The following is a 21,833-nucleotide window of genomic DNA, read 5'->3' on the forward strand; positions in this document are numbered from 1 at the left end:
GTTATGCAGCTACCCGTTGACATCAAAGCGGTTATCGATGAAGCCACCAACATCGACGAGGCGCGTCGCACGACGCTGTCGGTGAGCGTCTATCTCGACGACAGCGCGCCGGGCGACGTGCAGGCGCACGTGCGCCAAGCGTTCGCCAGCGCATCGCCGCACGCCCGCGTGTCGCTCATGTACCTCGACGGCCGCCCGTTCGCGCCGTTCTCGGGCGACGACATGGCCGTCATCGTGGCGGGTTTGAACGAGCAGGTGGGGGAGTACGCGGCGCAGGTTCGCGCGGCGGGCGTCCCCGTGATGGTGGTCACCACGCTGCCCGCTCTTGTGGCCGACATCGCGAAGGCGCAGGGCGCGCCCATCCCGCAGGGCGACCTCGTCTTCCCCAAGCCCCCCAAGGCCGAGCCGGCTGTGCTGCCGGCACCCGATGCCGCTGCGGGCGGCGCCGAGGCCGTGCAGGCTCTGGGCGCCGGTTCGCCGAACGAGCCGTACGCTCTCGACGGCGCCGCCGTCGGCTCGCTCAGCGAGCGCATGGGCGGCTGGGTGATCGCCGCATGCAACGACAAGCGCCTCGCGTTCGCGCTGGCGTTCCCGTTCGTGCGCAAGCCCCTGTCGCTGGAAGCCGTGAACTCCACGGCGCTGCAGAACGCGGGCGTGGGCCTGCTGGTCATCATCCCCGGCGCCGACATGCCGGTCATGACGCTCAACCAAGCGAAGATGCTGCTCATGATTGCCGCCGCGTACGGAGAAGAGCTCAACATGGAGCGCGTGAAGGAGCTTGCGGCCCTCGTGGGCGGCGCGTTCGCCTGTCGCGCGGTGGCTCGCCAGCTGGTGGCGTTCGTACCCGCGCTCGGCTGGGCCGTGAAGGCCGCCATCGGCTACACGGGCACCGTCGCTATGGGGCGCGCGGCCATCGAGTACTACGAGGACGGAGCCACGCTGGGCAAGCTCACCGACGCCGTGGCTGCGGCGCGCGACAAGGTGGTGCAGGCCGCCGCGAAGCGCGCTGCGCAGAAGGCGCAGGCGACCGGGGCGAAGGCCGTGGACGCCGTGCGCGACCGCGCCGGGCGCGCGGCACAGGCGGCCGGCGGGGTGCGCGATGCCGCCCTCACGCGCTTCGCTTCCGGCAAAGTCCGCTGATTCTCCCGCTAAAGCAAACCGAAGAAGGGAAACGAGTTCGATGACGGATCTCTGGCCGCGTCTGGAGCCGCTGCTCGCCGCTGCGGAGCGCCCCGCGCGCTACCTCAACCACGAGTTCGGCTGCGTGTACAAGCCCGAAGCGGACTTCCGCTTCTGCATGGTGTATCCCGATACCTACGAGCTGGGGCAGGCGAACCAGGCGCTGCGCATCCTCGTGAACGTGGTGAACGCCGTCGACGGGATGGCCGCCGAGCGCGCGTTTCTTCCTGCGCCCGCCATGTGCGACACGTTGCGCGCCGAGGGCATCCCGCTGTTCAGCATAGAGAGCTGCGCGCCGCTCGCCGAGTTCGACGCCGTGGGCATCACATTGCCGCACGAGCTGGCGGCTACGAACGTGCTTGAGACGCTCGATTTGGCAGGCATCCCGCTGCATGCAGACGAGCGCGTCGAAAGCGACCCGCTCGTGGTGGGGGGCGGCCCCTGCGCCTACAACCCCGAGCCCTACGCGCCGTTCTTCGACGCGTTCAGCATCGGCGAAGGGGAGGAGGCCTTGCCGCGCGGCCTGGCCGTCGTCCGCCGCCTGCGCGCCGAGGGCGCTGCGCGCGCCGACATCCTGCGCGCGCTGGCCGACGAGCCGGGCTGGTACGTGCCGTCGCTGTACCGCTGGCGCGCCGAGGACGAGGCGCAGGAAGCGGGCTCGTGGATCGAGCCTTTGGAAGAGGGCCTGCCTCTGCGCATCGAGAAGAGCCTGTTCGAGGGCTTCGCGGAAAGCCCTGGCTGGGAGCCGTGTATCGTGCCGTTCACCGAGGTGGTGCACGATCGGCTGAACGTCGAGATCCTGCGCGGGTGCGCCCGCGGCTGCCGCTTCTGCCAGGCGGGCATGATGTACCGCCCCGTGCGCGAGCGCTCGGCCGACAACGTGGTGGAATCGGTGGTGCAAGGCCTGGCCGAGACGGGCTACGACGAGGTCAGCCTCACGTCGTTGTCGTCCACCGACCACTCGCAGATCGCCTCTATCCTCACGCGCATCAACCGCGCCTGCGACGGGAAGGGCGTGCGCATCTCGGTGCCTTCGCAGCGCCTCGACTCGTTCGGCGTGGACATGGCCGAGCTGGTGGCCGGCCAGAAGAAGGGCGGCCTCACGTTCGCGCCCGAGGCGGGCACGCAGCGCCTGCGCGACGTCATCAACAAGAACGTCACCGAAGACGACCTGTTCGGCGCGTTGGACGCCGCGTTCAAGGCGGGGTGGCGCCGCTGCAAGCTGTACTTCATGATAGGCCTTCCCACCGAGACCGACGACGACATCAAGGGCATCGCGAGCCTCGCGCAGCGAGCCTACGACCGCATGAAGGCCGCCACGCCGCCCGAGCAGCGCGGATCCTTGCGCATGAGCGTGTCGTGCGCGCTGTTCGTGCCGAAGGCGCAGACGCCGTTCCAGTGGGACGGGCAGATCCCGCCCGAGGAGGCGCTGCGGCGCGTGCAGCTGCTGCGCAACTCGGTGAAGTACCGCGCCGTGGACGTGCACTGGCATGATCCGGCCACCAGCTTCGTGGAGGCCGTGATGAGCCGCGCGGGGCGCGAGGCCGCCGCGTGGGTGGAGGCCGCCTGGCGCCGGGGCGCGCGCTTCGACGCGTGGACCGAGTGCTTCGCAGAGGCCGCTTGGCGCGAGGCGGCGGACGAGGTGGGCATCGACCCGGCCGCCATCGCGCAGACGGCGTATCCCACGACCCGCGTCATGCCGTGGGAGCATATTTCCACCGGCGTGTCGACGCGGTGGCTGGCGCGCGAGCGCCGCTTGGCCGACGAGGGTCGCACGACGCCCGACTGCACGTTCGAGAACTGCTCGGCCTGCGGCGCGTGCCCGACGCTCGGGGTGGACAACGAGCTGGCCCAGCCCCGCGTGGCGTCCGGCTCGAACGCGGTCGAGCCCTCGTGCCGTCCTGGACGAAGCGCCGAATCCGAGCTCCTTCGCCATCCCGGGCAAAGCGGCGAAGCCGACGCCTCCTCCGTCATCCTGGGAGAGCGAAGCGAGACGAAGGATCCCGCGCGGCGCGAAGGCGCCGGAAAGGAGGCGACCCATGCCTGATCCGAACCTGTTCCGTCTGCGCATGACGTTCTGCAAGCAGGGACGCCTGGCGATGCTGTCTCATCTCGAAGTGGCGCGCGCTCTCGAGCGCGCGGTGCGCCGCGCAGGCCTGCCGTTCGCAGTGAGCCAGGGCTTCTCGCCCCATATGAAGATCGCGTTCGGCGCGGCGTTGCCCGTGGGTGTGGGCGGCACGCACGAGCTGGCAGACCTGCAGATGACGCGCTACGTGCCTGTCGACGAGGCGCTTGAGGCGCTGCAGCGCGCAAGCGTGCCCGACCTGATGGTGAAGGCGTGCGACTACATCGAGCCGCATGCGCCGGCCGCATCGGCGGCGTACCCTATCGCCGTCTACCGCGCGCTGCTGTCGCACCCTCCCGCAACCTTTCCGGTGCCAGACGAAGTTACGGTGGTGCGCAAGAAGAAGGAGAAGGTGCTGTGCACGGCCGATTTCCTCGTGGGGGAGCTGGAGCTGTCCGGCGCCGTGGCCACGTTCTCGCTGGAATCGAAGCCGACGGGCTCGCTACGTCCCGACGTGCTGCTGCGCGCGTGCTGCGAAGCAGCCGATGCCGTAGCCCCCGAAGCCTCCGCGCCGTTGCGCGTGCTGTCGGTCATGCGCACCGAACAGCGCGCCGCTCGCTGACGGGGAGGGGTCGCATCTTCCGCGCCCGCTTCGAGCAAGAAAAAAAGCCCGCCGATCGGCGGGCTTTCTGTATTCAGATGGCGGGATGTACGAGACTCGAACTCGCGACCTCCGACGTGACAGGCCGGCGCTCTAACCAACTGAGCTAACACCCCGTGCTTTGCAGCGAAAGCTATTCTACCGGAAGAACCTTCGCTGTGCAATCATTATTATGACGAATTTCCCCGATACGAAAAGAACCCGCCGAAGCGGGTTCTTAGCATTCAGATGGCGGGATGTACGAGACTCGAACTCGCGACCTCCGACGTGACAGGCCGGCGCTCTAACCAACTGAGCTAACACCCCGTGCTTTGCAGCGCGGAATATATTACCGGGTGTCGCCGATTCGCGCAATACCCCAATTTGAAAAAGTTTGGGAAAGCGTGCGCCGGGTTCGCATGCAGGTTCTGTGATGAGGGAAACATTTTGGTGTGAAATTTCACAGTAGTGATAAAGTTTAGCGACTAAATTGTATACGACAGGAATCGAAGGCAAGGAAGATGAGATGACGGATTCGTTCAATGAGACGAAACGCGAGCTGTACGAGCTTATGCAGCGCTCACGGCGCGAGCGGTTCACGCCGCCAACGCCCGAAGGCGTGACGCCGTCCGAGGCGCGCACGATGATGACGGTCAGCGCTCTTCAACATACGTGCGAGGACGTCAGGCCGGGTCGCGTCGCGGAGCTGACGCACACGACGCCGAGCGCGTTGTCCCAGACGTTCAAGACCCTCGAGGAGAAGGGCCTCATCGAGCGGCACCGCGCAAGCGGCGATTACCGCGCCGTGTCGGTAAGCCTCACCGAAGAGGGCGAGCGCTTCGCCGCCGAGGGCAGACGTTTGCGCGACGAGCACATGGACGCGGTCATGGAGCACGTGGGTATCGAGGACATGCGGCATCTCGTTCGCATCCTGCGCAAAGTGGTCGAGTTCCACGAGCTGGATCCTGAGGCGACGTGCAAGAGCCGCGCGGAAGGAGATGAGGCGCCGTGCGCATAATTCGCTATCTGAAGAACTGCAAGGTGGCCGTGCTGCTCATCGTGTGCCTGCTCGTCGTGCAGGCGTTCACCGACCTGGCGCTGCCGCACTACACGTCCGATATCGTCGATGTGGGCATCCAGCAGTCCGGCGTGGAGCATGCGGCCACCGACGAGATGACGGCCAAGACCCATGACGAGATCGCTATGATGCTTCCGGTCGACGACGAGCAGACGTTCCGCGACGCTTACACCGAGACGGACGACGGCACGTACAAGCTCAACGACCAGGGCAAGAAGGAGCAGGAGGAGCTCGACCGCATGGTGGCCCTGCCGCTGGTTGCCATCCATTATTCCAGCCAGATCCCCGACCTCGACCTCGGCCAGGTGATGCAGGCCTACGAGGCCGGCGCTATCGACAAGCAGAAGATCCTCGATATGCTGGACGAGGCCAAGCAGCATATGGGGGACATGGGCGACTCCATCGTCGACCAGCAGGCCATCGCCGCCGCCAAGGCGGAGTACGAGTCGCTCGGCTACAATCTGTCCGACATGCAGATGGGCTACCTCGTGCGCATCGGCCTTTTGATGTTGGGGCTTGCCGCCCTCGGCATGGTCGCGGCCGTGCTCGTGGGCTTCATCGCCTCGCGCACGGCCGCGAAGGTGGGCGCCACGCTGCGCTCGAAGCTGTTCCGCCGCGTGGTGTCGTTCTCGGACGCCGAGGTGCAAAGCTTCTCGGCCGCCTCGCTCATCACGCGCGGCACGAACGACATCCAGCTGGTGCAGATGGTCACCGTCATGCTGCTGCGCATGGTGCTGTACGCGCCCATCCTCGCCATCGGCGGCATCATCATGGTTTCGCGCACGAACCTCGCCATGAGCTGGATCATCATCTTGGCCGTGGCGGTCATCTTCGTGCTCATCATGGTGCTGATGCGCGTGGCGCTGCCCAAGTTCCAGATCATGCAGACCCTCATCGACCGCGTGAACCTCGTGTCGCGCGAGATCCTCACGGGCCTGCCCGTCATCCGCGCGTTCGACCGCCAGCCCTACGAGGAGAAGCGCTTCGACGAGGCTTCCACCAAGCTCATGAAGACGCAGCTGTTCACGAACCGCGTCATGACGTTCATGATGCCCCTGATGATGCTCATCATGAACGGCGTGTCGGTGCTTATCGTATGGGTGGGCGGCAGCTACATCGACAACGGCACCATCCAGACGGGCGACCTCATCGCGTTCATCACCTACGCGATGGTCATCATCATGGGCTTCCTCATGATCGGCATGATCTCCATCATGCTGCCGCGCGCCGACGTGGCGGCCCAGCGCGTGAACGAGGTGCTGGAAACAAAGCCCACCATCTGCGACCCGGCCGCCGACAAGGCCCGCGACGCCGAGCTGCGCCGCTCGGACGAGGGCGCGACCATCGCCTTCAACGATGTGAGCTTCCGCTACGGCGATTCGAAGGAATGCGTGCTCGAGCACATCGACTTCACGGCCGAGTCCGGCAAGACCACGGCGCTCATCGGCTCCACCGGATCGGGCAAGTCGACGGTCATCAAGCTCATCGAGCGCTTCTACGACGTGACGGAGGGCTCGGTCACCATCGACGGCGTGGATGTGCGCGACGTCACGCAGCAGGCGCTGCGCGAGCAGCTGGGCTACGTGCCGCAGAAGGCGTTTCTGTTCTCAGGCACCATCGAGTCGAACGTGGCCTACGCGGACGAGGGGATGCCCGTCGACCGCATCAGGGAGGCCGTCGACATCGCCCAGGCGTCGGAGTTCGTCGCCTCGAAGGAGGAAGGCCTGGGCACGCGCGTGTCGCAAGGCGGCTCGAACGTGTCGGGCGGCCAGCGCCAGCGCCTGGCCATCGCCCGCGCGCTGGCCACCGAGGCGCGCGCCTACCTGTTCGACGACAGCTTCTCGGCGCTCGACTACAAGACCGACGCCGCGCTGCGCCAGGAGCTGCACACGCGCCTGGGCGGCAAGACCGTGGTCATCGTGGCGCAGCGCATCTCGACGGTGCTGCATGCCGACCGCATCGTGGTGCTGGACGACGGCCGCATCGTGGGCCAGGGCACGCACGAGGAGCTGATGGAAACCTGCGAGGAGTATCGGGAGATCGCGATGTCCCAGCTGTCGGAAGCCGAGCTGAACGGAGGTGATGCGGCATGAGCGCGCAGGAGAACGCCCAGGCGCAGGAACCTCGCCGCGGACCCATGGGCCACGGTCCCGGCGGGCGCATGATGCCCGGCGAGAAGCCGAAGAACCTCAAGGGAACGCTTGCCAAGCTGATCGCCTTCATGGGCCGTTTCAAGGCAGCCATCGTGGTGGTGCTCGTGTTTGCCGTGGGCTCCACCATCTTCAACATCGTGGGGCCGAAGGTGCTGTCCACGGCCACTACCGAGCTGTTCAACGGCATCGTGGCGAAGATCGACGGCTCGGGCGGCATCGACTTCGACGCGATCGCGCGGATCCTCGTGTTCACGCTGGGTCTGTACCTGCTGTCCGCGGCATGCTCGTTCGTGCAGGGCTGGATCATGAGCTCGGTTTCGCAGCGCACGTGCTACCAGCTGCGCGGCGCCATCGCCGACAAGATCGACCGCATGCCCATGGGCTACTTCGAGCGCACGAGCGTGGGCGACACCCTGTCGCGCATCACGAACGACGTGGACACGCTGGGCCAGAGCCTGAACCAGGGCGTCACCCAGCTCATCACGTCGGTGACCACCATCATCGGCGTGCTCATCATGATGCTGTCCATCAACCCGCTCATGACGCTGATCACCGTGGTCATTCTTCCGGTTTCCGTCGTGCTCATCATGGTGGTGGTGAAGCGCTCGCAGAAGTACTTCGTGGCGCAGCAGCGCACGCTCGGCAAGATCAACGGCATCGTGGAGGAGACGTTCTCGGGTCACGCTATCGTGAAGGCGTTCAACCGCGAGGACGGCACGGTCGACCGCTTCAACGAGACGAACGCGAAGCTGTACGGGTCGGCGTGGAAGTCGCAGTTCTTCAGCGGCCTCATGCAGCCTATCATGACGTTCGTCGGCAACCTGGGCTACGTGGCCGTCGCCATCGCCGGCAGCTTCCTGGCCGTGCAAGGCGTCATCACGGTGGGCGACATCCAGGCGTTCATCCAGTACGTGAAGAACTTCACGCAGCCCATCACCCAGCTCACGCAGGTGTCCAACGTGCTGCAGCAGATGGCCGCGGCCGCCGAGCGCATCTTTGAGTTCCTCGACGCGCCCGAGGAGGAGCCCGACCATGCGACCGCCCGTACCGCCGACGTGGAGTGCAACGTGCAGTTCGACCACGTGCGCTTCGGCTACGATCCGGAGAAGCCGGTGATCAAGGACTTCTCGGCCCAGGTGTCGGAAGGCCAGACCGTCGCGCTGGTCGGCCCCACGGGCGCCGGCAAGACCACCATGGTCAAGCTGCTCATGCGCTTCTACGACGTGCAGTCGGGCTGCATCAAGATCGGCGGCACGGACATCCGCGATTTCGCGCGCGACGATCTGCGCAGCCTGTTCGGCATGGTGCTGCAGGACACGTGGCTGTTCCACGGCACCATTCGCGACAACATCCGCTACGGCAAGCTGGACGCCACCGACGAGGAGGTGGAGGCGGCGGCGAAGGCGGCCTACGTCAACCACTTCATCCAGACGCTGCCGCAGGGCTACGACACCGAGATCAACGAGGACGCCAGCAACATCAGCCAGGGCCAGCGCCAGCTGCTGACCATCGCGCGCGCCATCCTGGCCGACCGCCGCATGCTCATCCTCGACGAGGCCACCAGCTCGGTGGACACGCGCACCGAGGAGCGTATCCAGAAGGCCATGGACAACCTCATGGCCGGGCGCACCTCGTTCGTCATCGCGCATCGCCTGTCCACCATCAAGAGCGCGGATCTCATCCTCGTCATCCGCGACGGCGACATCGTGGAGCAGGGCACGCACGAGGAACTGCTGGCGCTTGGCGGTTTCTACGCGGAGTTGTATAATTCTCAGTTCACCGAGACGATTGACGAGGTGGAGGACTAGCGCATACGGGCGCGTCTTCGCCCCCTCGCTCAGGGAATGGGAACAGCGACGTATGCCCGCAACGGGAACTGAGAGCGCATCAGCGCAGATGCAAGGCGCGCCTGAAGGCAAGGCGCGCCTTGCCGTGTTCGACTTCGACGGCACCAGCATCGCGGGCAACTCGCCCGTGCTGCTGGTCAGCCACCTTCTGCGTCGCAAGATGCTGAAGAAGCGAGTCGTCTTCCGCATCCTTCTGTGGGCGGCCGCCTACAAGCTGCGCCTGCCGCAGAACGAGGCGGCCGTGCGCGGTCTCGTGTTCACGGCGTTCGAGGGCAAGCCCGCCGCCGAGGTGGACGCCTTCCTCGCCGAGTTCTACGACGAGCGCATCGCGCCGCTGTTCAGGCCCGAGGCGGATGCCGCCATGCGCGCCCACGCCGAGGCGGGGGACACCGTGGTGGTCATCTCGGCCACGTTCGAGCCTATCATCCTGCGCGCCATGGAGCGCCATCCGTTCGACAACCAGATATCCACGCGCATGAGCGTGGCCACCGACGGCACCTACACCCGCGCGGTGGAGGGTCTGCCGGTGGAGGGGGAGGAGAAGCTGGCTGCCGTGCGCCGCTTCGGCGACAGCCGTTTCGGGCCGGGCAACTGGGAGCTCGCCTACGCGTACGGCGACCATCATTCCGACCGCGCCGTGCTGTCGGCCGCGGAGCACCCCCGCGCCGTGTCGCCTGATCGGCCGCTCGCCCGCACCGCGCGCGAAAAGGGCTGGGAGATCCTCGACTGGTAGAGCCTTGCGCTCATACCCTTCGGGTTGCTTACGTTTTGGGGTTTTTGCGGTTCGGCCTATGCGGGGGCTTTCTTCTTGGGTAAAATGTGACCTGGACATAGTCATTTTCTCGCGACGTGCGATCACATCGAAAAGGAGGTTGGGTCCATGTTTGAGAACGATGCGAACAGCTCGCCCAGCCAGAACGACGAGCATAGCAATTCCTCGACCGAGTACCTGCGGCTCGCTTCCCAGGCGTGCGCTTCGGGCGACGCGGTCCTCGGCATGCATCTGTACCTGGCGGCGTTCGAGCGCGCGCAGCACGGCGAAGGCTCCGCCGTCGACGAAGCGGCGCTCGAGGGCCTGAAGCAGGCCTGGCAGCTGGCCTGCAAGCTCAAGGAGCGCTCCATCGCCGAATACGCGTTCGAGCGCCTCGAGCCCTACCTGTCCTCGGACGAGGCCGCGGCTTGCGCCGAGCAGCTGCAGAGCCTCGCGCTCGACAAGCTGGAGGAGTACGGCCTTTCGCGTGAGGACCTGGAGGACATGACCGACATGATCTCCCAGGACTTCCTGGGCTTCGATGCCGCGCGCCTCATGCGGGTGGAGCACGTCACCGAGCCGTCTTCGGCGTGCGTCGCCGAGGCTGCGCCGCAGGCCGCTCAGAGCGCCGCGGCGGACGAGGGCGGCGAGGAGGGCGAAAAGGCTCCGTCCGTCTCCGAGGTGCAGAAGTCGCTCGCCGAGGCCATCCAGGCATGCGGCGACGATGCCGACGCTCATGCGGTGGTGTCGTCCCTCGAGAACATAACGTATCGCGAGCTCGTGGGCTACGACGAGACCGTGAAGCTCATGCGCGACTTCGGGGTGGGCATGCAGCACGACGAGCGCTTCCAAGAGCTGGTGGAGCTGCTGAACGCGCGCCACGGCTTGGACCGCATGCCGGCCTCCGACGCGCTGCTGTTCCGTTCTCCGGCGCGCGAGGACGCGAACCGATTCATGGCGGCCACGCTGGGCGAGCTGGGGCTGCCGGCCATCCGCATGCACATGGAGGAGAACCTTCAGGGGATGCCGGTGCTGTGCGTCATGGCGCAGGCCGACCGCCAGCCGAAGCTCAACGCGGCGCGCAACGCCTTCGAGGGCGCGGGCGTGCTCATGCTGGAGGACCTGGATCTGTGGATGTCGCCCATGGTGGAGTCGGCCGGCGACGATCTGGGCGGGTTCATCATGGCCAGCCTGTCGCGGGGCGCGCGCGAGGCCATCAGCCTCATCCGCTCGGCGGTGGAGAACCCCGACGTGTTCGTGCTGGCCTCCTCGTCCGAGGCGGGGGAGATCGACCCGTTCTTCTTCGACCTCCTGGAGCCGCTGTCGGTGATCGACATCGACTTTCCCACGGTGTCCGAGCGCGACGACATCTGGATGGAGATAGCCCGCGAGCATCCGTCCCTGCGCGGCATCGACCGTGCATCGCTTGTGCGCTATTCGGCGCAGATGCCGCGCTACGACATGTACATGGCCGCCCGCGAGGCCATCGAGGAGGCTTACAAGGCCAGCCTCGTCGCGCGCCGCTACCTGCCGGTGACGGCGGACAACCTGTACGACAAGCTGGCGGCCTACCAGCCGCTCGATTCCGACGAGTACCGCGCACTCGAGGAGGCGGTCGTCAGCGACTTCAGGCGCGAGCTGGAGCATCTGGAAGACCTGCTCGACAGGGAAGAGGGGAACTGATGGACGTCACGCGCCGCTGCGACTATGCTTGCCGGATACTGAGGGCCGCCTACAAGAGCGGGGAGGCCTATGTTTCGGTGTCCGACATCGCCGAGCAGGAGGACATTCCCTACGCCTTCGCGCGCAGCATCCAGCACGACCTGGTGAAGGGCGGGCTCATCAAGACGGTACGCGGAGCTCGCGGCGGGCTCGCGCTCAACTGCGATCCGGCCGCCGTGACCCTGCTGGAAGTGCTCGAGGCGGTTCAGGGGCCGGTGAGCATCTCGCTGTGCGTGATGGATCCCGCTTACTGCGACAAACAGAAGGACTGCGCCTACAACAAGCTGTGGCAGGGAGCCGATCGGCTGCTGAACGCCTACTTCGGCGCTATCACGCTCAAGGACCTCATCGAGCAGGGGGCGTCGCATCCGGTGGTGGAAGCCGCTATGGCGAAGGCGAAGGACTCAGACGCGGTTCCGGCCGCCGTCCGCTGCGCTGCGCAATGCGCCGCGCCCACGCCGCGCATTGCCGCGGAAGCTCCCGAAGCCGACGACGCGAGCGCGTGCGAATCGTGCGCATAGCGGGTTCCGGCTCGGTTGCGTGGCCGTCCGAGGCGCTCGGGCGCGACGAGTTCGTGGAGCTTGTGCGCCGCGAGGGCGCTCGGCTGCATCGCGACCTGCCCTGGCGTTACATCGACGACCCGTACGCCGTGCTGGTGAGCGAGGTCATGCTGCAGCAGACTCAGGTGGCTCGCGTCGAGAAGCACTGGACGCGCTTCCTGTCGCTGTTTCCCACCATCGACTCCCTGGCGGCCGCAGGCACGGCCGACGTGCTGGCGCAGTGGCAGGGGCTGGGGTACAATCGCCGCGCGCTCGCGCTCAAGCGGGCGGCCGAGACGTGTTCGGCCGAGCGGGGAGGGCTGCTGCCCGACACGGCTGAGGAGCTGGAAACGCTTCCGGGCATCGGTCCGGCCACGGCGGCGGGCGTTATGGCGTTCGCCTACAACCGCCCCTCCGTGTACATCGAGACGAACGTGCGCACGGTGTTCCTGCACGAGCTGTTCCCCGACCGCGACAAGGTTTCCGACCGCGAGCTGGCGCCGCTTGTTGCGTCCACCTGTCCTGAGGACGACGCCCGGGCCTGGTACTACGCGCTGCTCGATTACGGCGCGCACCTTAAGACGCTCGTGGCGAACCCTTCGCGGCGCAGCGCCCACTACGCGCGCCAGTCGGCCTTCGAGGGCTCGCGGCGGCAGAAGCGCGCCGAGCTCGTGCGCGTCGTGCTGGCCGAGCCGGGCATCGGCGCCGACGAGCTGGCCGAGCGCCTCGACGCCTTCGAGCGCGCCGCCGGGCGCGACGGCGTGGACGCGGCCACGTTCGAGTCCATCGTGGCCGACCTCGTGTCCGAAGGCTTCTTCCGCCGAGAGGGCGGCGCGTTCTTCGCCTGACGGGGCCCGCTGCGGCGGGAGGTTGCATTCTTTGCCCTCCTCCGGTTCCGGTCCGCGCTTGGGATGGCATGCGGTCGAATCCTTTTGGTAGCGTCCCGAAAGTTGGTGTATCAATCCGTTTCTGGAGGGCGGGCGAAGCCTGCCCGAGAAAAACGGACATCGTCTAGAATCGTCAATCACCACAAAAGACAGATTCGAAGGAAGGCGATGCCCGCTATGGACACTCTACTATTCAACGACCCCGAAGTGAAGGGGCTCGCGTTCGCGATCCTCGAGGAATGCACCGACCTGCAGGCCTTCGGGCGCAGGATGCTCGAGCTCCTGGCGAACGCCGCGATGTCGGCGAAGGCCGACGAGGCGTGCAACGCCCCCTACGGGGAGCGCGACGAGGGGCGCGTCAACTCGCGCAACGGCTACCGGGAGCGGGGGCTCTCGACCGCCGCGGGCGACGTCACCCTCAAGATTCCGAAGCTGCGCCGAGGCTCGTTCTTCCCCGAGGACCTGATCGAGCGCTACTGCAGGGTGGACCGGGCGCTCGTCGCGGCGGTGGCCGAGATGTACGTCATGGGGATATCGACGCGCAAGGTGGAGGCCGTCGCGGGCGAGCTCGGCGTGAGGTCGATGTCGAAGTCGCAGGTGTCGCGCCTGTGCGAGTGCCTGGACGCCGAGGTGGACGCGTTCAGGAGGCAGCGCTTCGACGGGGTGCGCTTCGCCTACCTGTGGCTCGACGCCACCTACGTGAAGTGCCGCGTGGAGGGGCGCTCGGCGTCCCAGGCCGTCGTGACCGCGATCGGGCTCGACGACACGGGCCACAAGCGCTTCGTCGGCGTGGACTGCGTGGACACGGAGAGCCACGCCGGGTGGAAGGCGTTCCTCTCCGGCCTGAGGGCGCGCGGCGTCGACGGCGTGCGCCTCGTCGTCTCGGACGCCCACGAAGGGCTCGCGAAGGCGATAGCCGAGACGTTCCAAGGAGCGGCCTGGCAGCGCTGCGTCACGCACCTCATGCGCAACGTGGCGGGCCGCATCCACAGGAAGGACGACCAGAGAAAGGCGCGCGAGGCCATGAAGGCCGTCTTCGCGCAGAAGAGCCCCGTCCTCGTGCGGGCGTGCTACCAAGAGGCGACCGAGGAGGTGCTGAAGATCTCGAGGGCGGCCGGAAACGTGCTCTTGGAGGCCGAGGAGGCGGCGCTCGCCTACCTGGCGTTCCCGGCCACGCACCGCACCAAGATCCGCACCAACAACGTCCAGGAGAGGGCCAACCGCGAGATCAAGCGCAGGACGCGCGTCGTGCAGGGGTTCCCCTCGCGCGAGTCGCTCATCCGCCTGGTGGGAGCGGCGCTCATCGAGGCCGACGAGGAGTGGTCGGCGCGCTGCGTCATCTCCAGGCCCTCGCTCGCGCACGCCTGGAAGGCCCAGGAGCGCGAGGCCCCCGGCGAGGCCGAGGTGCTCGCCGCCCGCGAGGCGGCGCGCAAGATCATAGGGAGCGCCATTGACCCGAAGGAGGACGAAGGCTAAGATTCACCTCGCAAGGGTGCCGGCGATTCTCCGGCGATGGCCCTGATACACCACGATTCGGGACGCGGCCATCCTTTTCTTGCAGGGCGGCGTTTTCGAGCGCTTTGGACGCAAAACGGTACCCATGGCAATCCTGACGGCGGAATCAGGTTACGAGAAGCTCGCTGAATAGTACCCACCTGGGGTTTTGCACGTGATCCTGATCGGACGGCATGCAAAACAGGTCTCGAGATTGTCATGGGGGCTGATTCGCGCCCAATCTCGCCGGGCTTCCCGCCGCGATCGGAGCGCATGGTCGAGCGAGCTGAATCTATGCAGCGCGCCGCGCGACCTACCGAGTGCCGCCGGGCGGACTCTCCCTATTCAATCGCGTACGCATTGCTCCTCGATAGTTTCTTGTGCGCGAAATAGCGTTTCTTGCATGATTCTTGCATACGATTCTTGACTTTCATGTGTTAGAATATGCCGCATCCCGTGGGGGAGTAGTCGGCCTTGAACGAGGCGGCTGCGTCAACATGCTGCTTCCGCTCGAAGCTGGCGCAACCTTAAACGACAAGACTCGCGGTGTGGCGCACGCGTCGCACCGCTCATCATGCAGCCGGCGCGCACGCCGGTATTTTTATGCCCAAACCGTGGAGTGCGGGGCGGCCAGGGGAGCCGCAAGCGGACGAGAGGAAAACCCATGGGATTCGTGGAGCTGTTGTTGCTGGCGATCGGTTTGTCGATGGATGCGTTCGCCGTGTCGGTATGCAAAGGCCTGTGCATGAAGCGGCTCAACCTGCGCCAGGCGACGGTCGTCGCGCTGTTCTTCGGCGGCTTCCAGGCGCTCATGCCGCTTGTCGGATGGGCGCTGGGCACGCAGTTCGAGCAGTTCATCACGCCGGTGGATCATTGGATCGCCTTCGTGCTTTTGGCCCTCATCGGCGGGAAGATGCTGTGGGACGCCTTCCATGAGGACGACGAGGAGCTGTCCTGCCCGGCTGACGGCAAGCTCGACCTGCGCGAGCTCGTGATGCTCGCCGTCGCCACGAGCATCGACGCGCTGGCCGTGGGCATCACGTTCGCGTTCTTGCGCGTGGACATCCTCACGTCCGTGGGGCTGATCGGCGTCACGACGTTCGCCCTGTCCATCGTCGGCGTTGCCGTGGGCCACCGCTTCGGCGCCCGCTACGAGAAGCCCGCCACCGTCGCCGGCGGCATCGTCCTCATCCTCATCGGCCTCAAGATCCTGCTGGAACACCTGGGGATCATAGCCTTCTAGAAGCCGGACGAGACGTAGACTCCGTCTTTTACCTTCTTCGTCTCGCTTTTCTCGCCGAACTCAGGACGCGAAGCGGCGCGGGGCTCCCACCAAGCGAGTTCCGCAGCGAAGCGAGGACTGTTTGAGCGACTGGGCGTCCCGCGCCGCTTCGCGCCGCGCAGGTTGGCTACATAATAGGATAGCTTCCCAGCACCTTGACCTCGCGCAGCTTGAGGCGCAGGCAGTTGAGCGCGGTCTGCACGGCAAGGTCGTTCACGTTCTCCTTGAACTCGATGAAGAACATGTAGTCGCCGAGCGCCTGCTTGGTAGGGCGCGACTGGATCATCGACAGGTTGATGCCCGCGTAGGCGAACTCCGACAGGATCATGTTCAGCGTGCCGGCGCGGTCCACCTGCAAGAACAGCGCGAGCGAGGTCTTGTAGCGATCGCCGGTGAACACGGGGGGATGCCCCTGGCGGCCGATGAGCGCGAACGACGTCTGATTCCCGAAATGATCCTCGATCTCGCGCTCCTCGACGCGCGCGCCGTACAGCTCGGCCGCGAACGCGTTGGCGATACCCGCGACGCGCGGGTTCTCCATGACCAGCCGCGCGCTCTCGGCGGTGGACGACGTGGTGATGGTGGACCTGCCCGGTAGGCGCTCGCTCAGGAAGCGGCGGCACTGCGCGAGCCCCTGGGCGTGCGAGGCCACCGTGGCAACGTCCTCGATCTTCGCGTCGGGGTGCATGACAAGGCAATGGTGGATGTCGATGACCTCTTCGCCGAGGATGGTGGCCGAGCTTTTGAAGGAGAAGTTGTCCAGCGTGGCCGTGACGGACCCTTCGAGCGAGTTCTCCTTCGCCACCACGCCGAACTCGCATTTGCCGCGATCGACGCAGTCGAACACTTCGTCGAACGAGGCGCACTCGAACAGGTTTGGCTCGTCGATGCCGAGGCGGGCTGCGAACGCGCGCGCGGCTTCGTCGGTGTAGGTTCCGGCAGGGCCGAGGTAGGCGAATACGGGTTCGGTTGAAGCCATGGGTCCAATCCTTCTATCGGGGTTCTCGGTTATTCGTGCTTGTGCTATCATACCCGTCTTCACGACAAGATGAACGGCGGTGAACGAGAAACCAACGGGAGTTCTCACCTGTTAGCGGTATGCATAGAGAGGGGCGAAAAAAGTATCCCCCTGCATGAAAATGCATAAAGTAGCTAATCAAGTGTATAACTCATGTTACGTGGATGTTGATGCGTAACATTTTTCAGCCACTTGCGGGTCAAACGTTGCGCTCGCGCCCTCGCTGTTCGTTTTAATTCTGGAGTCGTGGAAAATACTGAATCAGCAAGCATTGGAAGACGAGAGCACCTGAGGAGGTGTGCACATGGAAACAGAGGCCACAGTTTCAGAGTTTCAGAACATGCTTTCCGCGCGCGGCGTCAGCCGCCGCAGCTTCATGAAGCTCTGCGGCGCCGTTGCGGTCGCGGCCGGATTGTCCGAGCTCGCTGCGCCGCGCGTGGCGCAGGCCCTCGAGAAATCTGTGATCGGCGCAACGAAGGGCAAGCTGTATCCGGTTATCTGGATCGAGGGCGCGTCGTGCACGGGTTGTACCGAGTCGTTTGCGCAGGTCGAGACGCCGGATGCGGCTTCGATCGTGCTGGACATGATCTCGCTCAACTACTCCGAGACCCTGTCGGCGGCAGCCGGCTGGTCGATGGAGGAGGCCAAGGAGCAGACGATCGAGGCCGGCAATTACATCCTCGTGTACGAGGGAGCTGTGCTGGAAGGCTGGGGAGGCCAGGCTCTGCGCGTCGCCGACAAGCCCGGTACGGAGCATCTGATCGAGGCTGCCGAGAAAGCCAACGCCGTAGTCGCGCTGGGTTCCTGCGCGGTCAACGGCGGCTGGATGGGCGCTCATCCCAACCAGGCGGGTGCGCTCGGCGTGCAGGCGTTCCTGAAGAAGGCCGGCATCAACACGCCGGTTGTGAACGTTCCCGGTTGCCCGGCCAACCCCGAGTGGCTCGTGGCCGTGCTGGCGGACGTGATCTTCCTTGAGAAGCTTCCCGCGCTCAACAGCGAGGACAAGCCTGCCGGCATCTTCGACCAGACGATCCACGACAACTGCGAGCGCCGCGGCCACTTCGAGAACGGCGAGTTCGTGTACAAGTTCGGCTCCGAGGAAGAGGCCAAGGGATACTGCCTGTACCCGCTTGGCTGCCGCGGACCTCAGACGAAGGCGAACTGCGGCGTGACCATGTGGAACAACCGTCGCAGCTGGTGCGTGCAGTCCGGCGCTCCCTGCATCGGATGCTGCGAGGCCAACCCGAACGATCCCGGCCATAACTGGGTCGAGGTCAACACCCCGTTCTACAAGCGTCATCGCGACCTGCGCATCGGCGACTGGATGGTTCAGCCCGGCACTATCGCGCTCGGCATCACCGGCATTCTTGCCGCGGCCCTCGTGGTGCACGGTTTCGGCATGAAGATCACCGGCCGCATGGACGGCGGCGCCGACTTCGAGAAGGTGCGCGGCTGGGACGCGAAGCATCCCGACAAGTCCATCGGCAAGTACGACGAGGCCGACCTTAACAACGACGACAAAAAAGAAGGGAGGTAAGCCCTTATGACTCGTTCAGTCATCGACCCGATTACCCGTATCGAAGGCCATCTCCGCGTCGAGATGGAAGTGACCAACGGCAAGGTTTCCGATGCCTGGGTGTCCGGCGGCTGCTTCCGCGGCATGGAGATGGTCGTCGAGAACCGCACGCCCGAGGATGCTGCCCAGATCGTGCAGCGCATCTGCGGCGTGTGCCCGGTGTCCCACGCCCACTCGTCCGCTATCGCGGCCGAAAAAGCCTACGGCATCAAGATCTCGAACAACGCGCGCATCATCCGCAACCTGCTGGAAGGCGCGCAGTTCCTGCACAGCCATATCCTGTGGTTCTACAACCTGGCTGCCCTCGACTACGTGAACCCGCTGAACGCCCTCAAGGCCGATCCGGCGGACGCTTACGACCTTGCTCAGGCTGCAGGCACCTCCATGAACAGCGACTTCGTCGCGCTCAAGGAGCGTCTGGCGAATTTCGCCGACAACGGCCAGCTGTCCATCTTCTCCGGCAACTGGTTCGACGCGGAGGACGGCACGGCTTACCAGCTGCCGCCCGAGCTCGACCTCATCTGCACGGCTCACTACCTTGAGGCGCTGACGATGCAGGCCAAGGCTTCGCAGATCTCCGCTATCATCGGCGGAAAGATGCCGCACGTCATGACGCTGGTACCGGGCGGCACGGCCTTCGTGCCCACCGATCAGAAGCTTGACGAGTTGAAAGCCCTTGCCGATGAGATTTACGACTGGGTCGAGTCGACCATGATCCCCGACACCCTTGCTATCGCGCCGTACTACATCGATGCGTTGAACTGGGGAAAGGGCTGCGGCCGCTATGTGGCTTGGGGCGTGTTCGAGGGCCCGGGCGACTACGCCAGCTACACCGAGCAGATGGCGAACCGCTACCTGCCCATGGGCGTCATCGACGACAAGCTCAACCTCTCCGACGTGCAGGAGAATCTCATCACCGAGTACATGGGCCGCTCCTGGTACAAGGGCGATGCCACGTACACGTCGCCGTACTTCGTCACCGAGCCGGAGTACACCGAGTACAACGTCGAGGACCGCTACACGTGGGTCAAGTGCCCCGCCTACGACGGCAAGCCTTACGAGGCTGGCGGGCTTTCCCGCGTCTTGGCCGCGTACAAGCGCAACGTGCCGTTCGTGGTCGAGCAGGTTGACGGCCTTCTGGAAGCGCTCGGCGCTCCCGGGCAGATCGGGGTCGCGCAGTCGACGCTCGGCCGCACCGCCGTTCGCCAGATCGAGACGCTCTACATCGCCGGCCTCATGAAGGACTGGGTTGCCGAGCTCATCGAGGCGCTGAAGAGCGGCGACAGCGAGTACTTCCGCGAGCCGTCCACCATCACCGGCGCCGGCACGGGCTTCTGGGAGGCTCCGCGCGGCGCGCTCTACCACTCCGAGAGCATCAAGGACGGCAAGATCGAGGGTTATCAGATCATCATCCCGACGACGTGGAACCTCGCTCCCATCAACGAGAGCGGCGAGCACGGCCCGATGGAGCAGGCGCTTATCGGCAACCCGGTGGGCGACATCGAGAAGCCGATCAACGCGCTGCGCACGGTGCACAGCTTCGACCCCTGCACGGCCTGCGCGGTGCACATCACCGAGCCGGCGACGGGCAAGAGCTTCGAGACCGTCACGAGCCCTTGGGGGGTGAAGTAACATGGCGCACTTGGCACATTACCGCGAAGCGCATCCGATGCCCTTCGTCATCACGCACTGGATCAACCTTGTTGCGATGATCCTCCTGATCATCACGGGCTTCAGCATCCACTTCCCGTTCTGGGGCGGCTTCATGGGCATAGCCCGCGGAGTTCATGTGTTCCTGGGCTTCGTGCTGTTCATCAACTGCATCGTCCGCGTGATCATGGCTTTCTTCGTGAAGTCCGCGCCGGATGGCGGCACCCGCTACCAGGTCACGGACTACAAGACGTGGCTGCCGCAGGCTGACAACCGTCACCAGCTGGGCGCGTGGATTCGCTACTATCTGTTCTTCAAGAAGGATCACCCGCTGGGCGCCAAGCTCGGCGTGCCTCAGAAGATCAGCTACCTGGCCATCCCCATCCTCATCATCGTGATGTTCTACACGGGTCTCGCCCTGTGGGCTCCGACGATGAACTGGGCGTTCTTTGCGGCAGGCACTGATCTGGTGGGCGGCCTCATGTCGATGCGCATCATCCACTACTTCATGATGTACATCTTCATCTGCTTCATGCTCATCCATATCTACCTGGCGAACATCGAGGGCATCTCTCCGACGCTGCTCATGTTCTTCTGGAAAGAGCACGGCGGTCTGGTGTACGACCCCGAGAAGCACACCATCGTGGGCGAGGACGACCTCAAGCACGGCGAAAAGGCGTAAGCTTCCAGCTTCGGCACTGACGAAAGGACCCGGGAAACCGGGTCCTTTCACGTCCGGAGTGGGGCGGGGAATCGCGTGCCAGGGGTGTGTGGAGGGGACGGGGGATTTGACGCACCAGGGGACTTCGTGTGTCAAATCCCCCGTCCCCTCGACACGCGCTCAAGATGAGGGAGGTCCTCGCTAGCCCTGTTCGCGCTCGACGAACCTGACGAAGGCGTCGGCTTGGGCTTCGAGGTAGGGTGCCGAGGATTCCAGCTTGAGGCGCCCCTGCTCGTCGGCCTGCGTGGCGATATGGGGGATGCACAGGCGCGGCTTGTTCATCACGTGCGCGTCGAGGAAGCTCAGCATGCCCACGAGCTGATCTTGAGCATGCGAGGCGCCGCTCATGCCGATGCTCGCGCCGGCCAGCGCGACGGGCTTCTCCGCCAGCACCTGCGCTTCGGTGGCGCTTACGGGGCGCGACAGCCAGTCCAGGAGGTTCTTCAGCGGTCCGGGGATCGCGTGGTTGTACTCGGGGCTGAACAGCCACAAGCCGTCTGCTTCGCGAACGGCCTCGCGCACGCGCATCACCGCTTCGGGGGCGGGATGCTCGATATCCTGGTTCATGAACGGCACGTCTTCCCAGCGGAGAATGCCGTATCCGACCTCCGGGTGCTTCTCGCGCATCAGGGCTCCGGCCGCTTCGGCCAGTTGCCGGTTATAGCTGTTCTCGCGCAGGGATCCTGCGATTGCCAGCAGCTTCATGACGTCTCCTTCCGCTCGGCTAAAGCCCCCTCATGTGCGGGACTTCCTCGTCTATAATGGCAGACAATCGACGAAGGCACGAAAGGGATAACGAATTGTGACTGAATTGACCGACGAACAGATCGCTCGCGAAGAGAAGTTCCTCGAGGGTATTCCCCGGCTCAACATCGGCGCGCTGTTCCTGCCGCCTATCTGGGGCCCCGCGCACGGCATGTGGGCCGCTATCCTGTTCTATCCCATCTGGCTGTTCGCCGACAACACGTTCTATGCGGCATTCACCGAGCGCACGCCGCTGGCAATAGGCATCGCGTTGATCGTATTGCTCACGCTGACGGTGGGCACGGTGGTGTTCGCCATCCTGGGCCAGCCCTTCGCGGCGCATCGCGCGGCGAGCCTCGGTCAGGACAAGGAGACGTACCTCAAGCGCGAGCGCATCTGGACGATAGCGAGCGTGATCGCAGGCATCGCGATGATCGCGGCGGCGACGTACTACAACTTGGTCATCCGCCCGACGGTGGGGGCGTAA

The 21,833-nt window shown here is 65.4% G+C and carries 18 protein-coding genes and 2 tRNA genes; 16 read left to right on the plus strand and 4 right to left on the minus strand.

What is annotated here, in order from left to right:
- Positions 1-3 precede the first annotated feature (3 nt).
- Genes ELEN_RS06295 through ELEN_RS06305 form a run of 3 tightly spaced genes read left to right on the plus strand, consistent with a single transcriptional unit; the run spans position 4 to position 3,866 of the window.
- Positions 4-1,140 (plus strand): YcjF family protein, encoded by a 1,137-nt coding sequence (locus tag ELEN_RS06295; protein WP_015760492.1) that lies wholly within the window; start codon positions 4-6, stop codon positions 1,138-1,140.
- A gap of 40 nt (positions 1,141-1,180) precedes the next feature.
- The gene (locus ELEN_RS06300) at positions 1,181-3,226 is read left to right on the plus strand and encodes a TIGR03960 family B12-binding radical SAM protein (protein ID WP_015760493.1); all 2,046 of its coding nucleotides are present in this window, start codon (positions 1,181-1,183) and stop codon (positions 3,224-3,226) included.
- Positions 3,219-3,866, plus strand: coding sequence for a TIGR03936 family radical SAM-associated protein (locus ELEN_RS06305; RefSeq protein WP_009608313.1), 648 nt, complete (start codon positions 3,219-3,221; stop codon positions 3,864-3,866). The genes ELEN_RS06300 and ELEN_RS06305 overlap by 8 nt, the downstream gene beginning before the upstream one ends.
- A gap of 78 nt (positions 3,867-3,944) precedes the next feature.
- On the opposite strand, the gene ELEN_RS06310 is transcribed toward ELEN_RS06305, so the two are convergent.
- Positions 3,945-4,021 (minus strand) — tRNA-Asp (locus ELEN_RS06310).
- A gap of 113 nt (positions 4,022-4,134) precedes the next feature.
- Positions 4,135-4,211 (minus strand) — tRNA-Asp (locus ELEN_RS06315).
- A 199-nt stretch (positions 4,212-4,410) separates the two neighbouring features.
- Between ELEN_RS06315 and ELEN_RS06320 the strand changes: the two genes are divergently transcribed.
- From ELEN_RS06320 to ELEN_RS06360, 9 genes are all read left to right on the plus strand, one after another.
- Positions 4,411-4,902 (plus strand): MarR family winged helix-turn-helix transcriptional regulator, encoded by a 492-nt coding sequence (locus ELEN_RS06320; RefSeq protein ID WP_009304608.1) that lies wholly within the window; start codon positions 4,411-4,413, stop codon positions 4,900-4,902.
- Positions 4,893-7,055 carry an ABC transporter ATP-binding protein gene (locus ELEN_RS06325; RefSeq protein WP_015760494.1) on the plus strand — a complete coding sequence of 721 codons (2,163 nt, stop codon included), beginning with the start codon at positions 4,893-4,895 and terminating at the stop codon, positions 7,053-7,055. The genes ELEN_RS06320 and ELEN_RS06325 overlap by 10 nt, the downstream gene beginning before the upstream one ends.
- The gene (locus ELEN_RS06330) at positions 7,052-8,923 is read left to right on the plus strand and encodes an ABC transporter ATP-binding protein (protein ID WP_015760495.1); all 1,872 of its coding nucleotides are present in this window, start codon (positions 7,052-7,054) and stop codon (positions 8,921-8,923) included. Before ELEN_RS06325 ends, ELEN_RS06330 begins: the two co-directional genes overlap by 4 nt.
- 52 nt (positions 8,924-8,975) lie before the next feature.
- Positions 8,976-9,695, plus strand: coding sequence for an HAD family hydrolase (locus ELEN_RS06335; protein ID WP_015760496.1), 720 nt, complete (start codon positions 8,976-8,978; stop codon positions 9,693-9,695).
- A 147-nt stretch (positions 9,696-9,842) separates the two neighbouring features.
- Positions 9,843-11,396, plus strand: coding sequence for a hypothetical protein (locus ELEN_RS06340; RefSeq protein WP_015760497.1), 1,554 nt, complete (start codon positions 9,843-9,845; stop codon positions 11,394-11,396).
- Positions 11,396-11,956: an RrF2 family transcriptional regulator gene (locus ELEN_RS06345; RefSeq protein ID WP_015760498.1), complete on the plus strand. Its 561-nt coding sequence runs from the start codon at positions 11,396-11,398 to the stop codon at positions 11,954-11,956. The genes ELEN_RS06340 and ELEN_RS06345 overlap by 1 nt, the downstream gene beginning before the upstream one ends.
- Positions 11,947-12,822, plus strand: a complete 876-nt coding sequence (locus tag ELEN_RS06350; protein WP_009304602.1) for an HhH-GPD family protein — start codon at positions 11,947-11,949, stop codon at positions 12,820-12,822. Before ELEN_RS06345 ends, ELEN_RS06350 begins: the two co-directional genes overlap by 10 nt.
- A gap of 216 nt (positions 12,823-13,038) precedes the next feature.
- On the plus strand, positions 13,039-14,337 hold the full coding sequence (locus ELEN_RS06355) for an IS256 family transposase (protein WP_227101377.1): 1,299 nt from the start codon (positions 13,039-13,041) through the stop codon (positions 14,335-14,337).
- 682 nt (positions 14,338-15,019) lie between these two features.
- Positions 15,020-15,598 carry a manganese efflux pump MntP gene (locus tag ELEN_RS06360; protein ID WP_009304601.1) on the plus strand — a complete coding sequence of 193 codons (579 nt, stop codon included), beginning with the start codon at positions 15,020-15,022 and terminating at the stop codon, positions 15,596-15,598.
- A 166-nt stretch (positions 15,599-15,764) separates the two neighbouring features.
- On the opposite strand, the gene pheA is transcribed toward ELEN_RS06360, so the two are convergent.
- Entirely contained in the window at positions 15,765-16,616 is an 852-nt protein-coding gene (pheA, locus tag ELEN_RS06365) for a prephenate dehydratase (RefSeq protein WP_009304600.1), read from the minus strand.
- A gap of 343 nt (positions 16,617-16,959) precedes the next feature.
- Between pheA and ELEN_RS06370 the strand changes: the two genes are divergently transcribed.
- The 3 genes from ELEN_RS06370 to ELEN_RS06380 are packed head-to-tail and all read left to right on the plus strand — an operon-like array spanning position 16,960 to position 20,563.
- Positions 16,960-18,192, plus strand: coding sequence for a hydrogenase small subunit (locus tag ELEN_RS06370; RefSeq protein WP_009304599.1), 1,233 nt, complete (start codon positions 16,960-16,962; stop codon positions 18,190-18,192).
- Between the two features lie 6 nt (positions 18,193-18,198).
- Positions 18,199-19,863, plus strand: a complete 1,665-nt coding sequence (locus ELEN_RS06375) for a nickel-dependent hydrogenase large subunit (protein ID WP_009304598.1) — start codon at positions 18,199-18,201, stop codon at positions 19,861-19,863.
- A 1-nt stretch (position 19,864) separates the two neighbouring features.
- A complete protein-coding gene (locus tag ELEN_RS06380; RefSeq protein ID WP_009304597.1) occupies positions 19,865-20,563 on the plus strand; it encodes a cytochrome b/b6 domain-containing protein in 699 nt (232 codons plus the stop codon).
- A gap of 180 nt (positions 20,564-20,743) precedes the next feature.
- On the opposite strand, the gene ELEN_RS06385 is transcribed toward ELEN_RS06380, so the two are convergent.
- The gene (locus tag ELEN_RS06385) at positions 20,744-21,307 is read right to left on the minus strand and encodes an NADPH-dependent FMN reductase (protein WP_009304596.1); all 564 of its coding nucleotides are present in this window, start codon (positions 21,305-21,307) and stop codon (positions 20,744-20,746) included.
- Positions 21,308-21,404: 97 nt separating this feature from the next.
- On the opposite strand from ELEN_RS06385, the gene ELEN_RS06390 reads away from it, so the two are divergent.
- Positions 21,405-21,833: a hypothetical protein gene (locus ELEN_RS06390; protein WP_009304595.1), complete on the plus strand. Its 429-nt coding sequence runs from the start codon at positions 21,405-21,407 to the stop codon at positions 21,831-21,833.

Source organism: Eggerthella lenta DSM 2243 (genome assembly GCF_000024265.1).
In the GTDB taxonomy this organism is placed as follows: domain Bacteria; phylum Actinomycetota; class Coriobacteriia; order Coriobacteriales; family Eggerthellaceae; genus Eggerthella; species Eggerthella lenta.

What these genes read in the sequence shown, in the direction of transcription:
- ELEN_RS06340 (WP_015760497.1), top strand. Translation starts at nt 9,843, where the DNA reads ATGTTTGAGAACGATGCGAACAGCTCGCCCAGCCAGAACGACGAGCAT.
- ELEN_RS06295 (WP_015760492.1), top strand. Translation starts at nt 4, where the DNA reads ATGCAGCTACCCGTTGACATCAAAGCGGTTATCGATGAAGCCACCAAC.
- ELEN_RS06330 (WP_015760495.1), top strand. Translation starts at nt 7,052, where the DNA reads ATGAGCGCGCAGGAGAACGCCCAGGCGCAGGAACCTCGCCGCGGACCC.
- pheA (WP_009304600.1), bottom strand. Translation starts at nt 16,616, where the DNA reads ATGGCTTCAACCGAACCCGTATTCGCCTACCTCGGCCCTGCCGGAACC.
- ELEN_RS06380 (WP_009304597.1), top strand. Translation starts at nt 19,865, where the DNA reads ATGGCGCACTTGGCACATTACCGCGAAGCGCATCCGATGCCCTTCGTC.
- ELEN_RS06385 (WP_009304596.1), bottom strand. Translation starts at nt 21,307, where the DNA reads ATGAAGCTGCTGGCAATCGCAGGATCCCTGCGCGAGAACAGCTATAAC.
- ELEN_RS06355 (WP_227101377.1), top strand. Translation starts at nt 13,039, where the DNA reads ATGGACACTCTACTATTCAACGACCCCGAAGTGAAGGGGCTCGCGTTC.
- ELEN_RS06370 (WP_009304599.1), top strand. Translation starts at nt 16,960, where the DNA reads ATGGAAACAGAGGCCACAGTTTCAGAGTTTCAGAACATGCTTTCCGCG.
- ELEN_RS06320 (WP_009304608.1), top strand. Translation starts at nt 4,411, where the DNA reads ATGACGGATTCGTTCAATGAGACGAAACGCGAGCTGTACGAGCTTATG.
- ELEN_RS06345 (WP_015760498.1), top strand. Translation starts at nt 11,396, where the DNA reads ATGGACGTCACGCGCCGCTGCGACTATGCTTGCCGGATACTGAGGGCC.
- ELEN_RS06335 (WP_015760496.1), top strand. Translation starts at nt 8,976, where the DNA reads ATGCCCGCAACGGGAACTGAGAGCGCATCAGCGCAGATGCAAGGCGCG.
- ELEN_RS06305 (WP_009608313.1), top strand. Translation starts at nt 3,219, where the DNA reads ATGCCTGATCCGAACCTGTTCCGTCTGCGCATGACGTTCTGCAAGCAG.
- ELEN_RS06375 (WP_009304598.1), top strand. Translation starts at nt 18,199, where the DNA reads ATGACTCGTTCAGTCATCGACCCGATTACCCGTATCGAAGGCCATCTC.
- ELEN_RS06300 (WP_015760493.1), top strand. Translation starts at nt 1,181, where the DNA reads ATGACGGATCTCTGGCCGCGTCTGGAGCCGCTGCTCGCCGCTGCGGAG.
- ELEN_RS06360 (WP_009304601.1), top strand. Translation starts at nt 15,020, where the DNA reads ATGGGATTCGTGGAGCTGTTGTTGCTGGCGATCGGTTTGTCGATGGAT.